Source organism: Paenibacillus sp. AR247 (assembly GCF_002968895.1).
Lineage (GTDB): Bacteria > Bacillota > Bacilli > Paenibacillales > Paenibacillaceae > Paenibacillus_AQ > Paenibacillus_AQ favisporus.
In genome coordinates this window covers 14,393-16,791 of the sequence record NZ_PCZT01000019.1, presented here as the reverse complement: position 1 = coordinate 16,791, position 2,399 = coordinate 14,393, and the positions used below count along the sequence as shown (strand labels likewise).

At 49.3% G+C, this 2,399-nt stretch carries 3 protein-coding genes; all 3 read left to right on the top strand.

Going from position 1 to position 2,399, the window contains the following annotated elements; all coding sequences use genetic code 11:
* Positions 1-167 precede the first annotated feature (167 nt).
* Positions 168-827, top strand: coding sequence for an S-layer homology domain-containing protein (locus tag CPT76_RS27055; RefSeq protein WP_105445111.1), 660 nt, complete (start codon positions 168-170; stop codon positions 825-827).
* Between the two features lie 384 nt (positions 828-1,211).
* Positions 1,212-1,655, top strand: coding sequence for a MarR family winged helix-turn-helix transcriptional regulator (locus tag CPT76_RS27050; RefSeq protein WP_105445110.1), 444 nt, complete (start codon positions 1,212-1,214; stop codon positions 1,653-1,655).
* A 15-nt stretch (positions 1,656-1,670) separates the two neighbouring features.
* The coding region (locus tag CPT76_RS40615) for an MFS transporter (RefSeq protein ID WP_258168839.1) at positions 1,671-2,399 on the top strand (729 nt) is incomplete at its 3' end.

Here is a 2,399-nt window from a genome sequence, read left to right as displayed (position 1 = left end):
ACGACCGTCCGTGCCGGCTGCACTGAAGGAACCCGATCAGGACGCGCGTCAACATCTACCTCTGCGGCGGGACTAGTACGAAGATTTTCCCATGGTGCAACCTTCCATATTTTATTTGCGTCTGTAGGAAAGACAAGACCAAATTTTCTCGAAGAAGGTGTAGCTAGATGAAGAAGAAAGTTGTATCAGGAAGTGTTGCAGCCCTGGCATTATCCCTGGCGATCGGCGGGTCCGTGTTCGCGGCAGGAGAGGGCTTTACGGATTTGGCCGGAGTCGCCGGTGCCGATAAAATCGCTGCGCTCCAGCAGCAAAAGCTGCTGAAGGGCGACAGTGAATCGGCCTTCCGGCCGCAGGCACAGCTGACGAACGCGGAAGGCGTTCAGCTGCTGGCAAACGTGCTGGCTGATGTGCCGGTCACGAAGGCAGCCGAGGGAAGCGAAACCGCATCCCTAACCAACGTGAAGGCAGGCGCTTGGTTTGCTCCAGCTTTTCTTACGGTTACCAACCACGGCATCGCCCTTCCGGCTGATATTGAGCCTAGTCAAGGCATGACTCGTGAAGCTTTCACGCAGTATTTGATCGAGACGGTGGAAAAGAAGGGCAACCTGCCGATGATCAATTTGGTACCCAAAGACATCGCGGATGACAGCAAAATGACCCCTGAGTATCAAGGGGCTATTCAGCGGGCGCTCTCCTGGGGAATTGCCGACCTGGACAGCAGCGGCAACTTCCGTCCCCAAGATCAAGTGACCCGGTCTGAAGCAGCGGTAATGGTGTACAACGCGCTTGAATTTTTGAAAACACACAATTACCCTAAGCCGGAATAATAGAGTCGGAAACGGTCTCTGTTGTCAAACGGAAACGAGATCCGTCGATGATACACAGCCGAAAGGCACGACGAATATCGACAAAAAAGTCACCCTTGCAAAGGGTGGCTTTTTTTGTTGAGAAGACACTTTTTAGAAAAATAGGAGCCAATCGAGAAAGGGGAGGACCTCTTTATTTCTGTTTAAAAAAAGGACAAGTCTCCATAAAACCGCCTCTTGACTATCCGGCTGCGGAGGCGTAATATTACTTAAGTATTTAATGATTAAGTTACTAATTGATTAAAAATTTATCTATTAACAAATAATTAATTAGTGTCCTAATGTAACTGCGGCAATACGACGCGGATGGTCACAGATCCATACCACGCCAAGGAGGTCAACCGTTTGTCCAGAAATGAACAATTGTTTGAAGTGGCGGCGATGTTCCGGTCGCTGCTGAAAAGTATGTCCCATGAATGGAACAAAAACAGCGCCAAGCAGTATAACCTGACTTTTCCCCAATTTCAGGTATTGTATGCATTGAAGCTCCGGGGCCCACAGAAGGTATCCGAACTAGCCGAGATGCTTGGCCTAACGTCTCCCGCCATAACGAGTTTGACGGATAAGCTCCTTGCTTCGGGTTATGTAAACCGGGAAAGGGCCGAGAACGACCGGAGGGTCGTGTATACCTCCATTACAGAGAAAGGGATGTCCACGATCGGGCAAATCGTTGAGGATCAGCAAGAAATCATTACGGTGTTCTTTGAAATGTTGTCCGAAGAGGATGTACAGCATTTGAGAAGGATCTTCTCATTAATGCTTTTGAATATAGATCATCATGAAGCATAGAGGTGAAAGAGGTACATGGAGCATTTAACGCTGAAGCGTAAAGTAACCATCATGATCGCGATTATGGCGGCGATGTTTTTTGCGGCCATTAACCAGACGATCACAAGCACGGCGATGCCGCGCATTATCGCGATCCTGGATGGTATGGATTACTATACATGGACGATTAATATTTATTTGTTAACTTCGACGATTGCGACGATTCTGGTCGGTAAATTGTCGGATATGTTTGGACGCAAGCCGTTCATTCTGATCGGTATCCTATTTTTCATGTTAGGCGCGTTCTTAACCGGTACTTCGGATAATGTGTACCAGTTCATCATTTATCGCGGGATTCAGGGTATTGGCGCTGGTATCATCCAATCGACGGCCTTTACGGCGGTAGGGGATTTGTTCCCTCCGCGCGAACGCGGCAAATGGATGGGCCTCATGACGGCGGTGTTCGGTTTCTCCAGTGTCCTGGGACCGACGCTTGGCGGTTATCTAGTGGATCATATCGACTGGCACTGGCTGTTCTGGATCTTCCTGCCGCTTGGCATTGTCGCTTTTATTATGATTCTGACGCTGTTTCCGAAAGTGGACCGCAAGCACGGACAGAGCGTCGATTATGTGGGTTCTTTGTTCCTGACGACGACGATCGTTCCGCTGCTTCTTGCCTTTTCCTGGGCAGGTACCGAGTACGAGTGGGGCTCTTGGCAGATTCTTAGTCTCCTTGGAGCAACCGTTGTATCTGCACTCATTTTT

Coding starts and splice junctions, on each gene's coding strand:
- CPT76_RS27055 (WP_105445111.1), top strand. CDS start 168: ATGAAGAAGAAAGTTGTATCAGGAAGTGTTGCAGCCCTGGCATTATCC.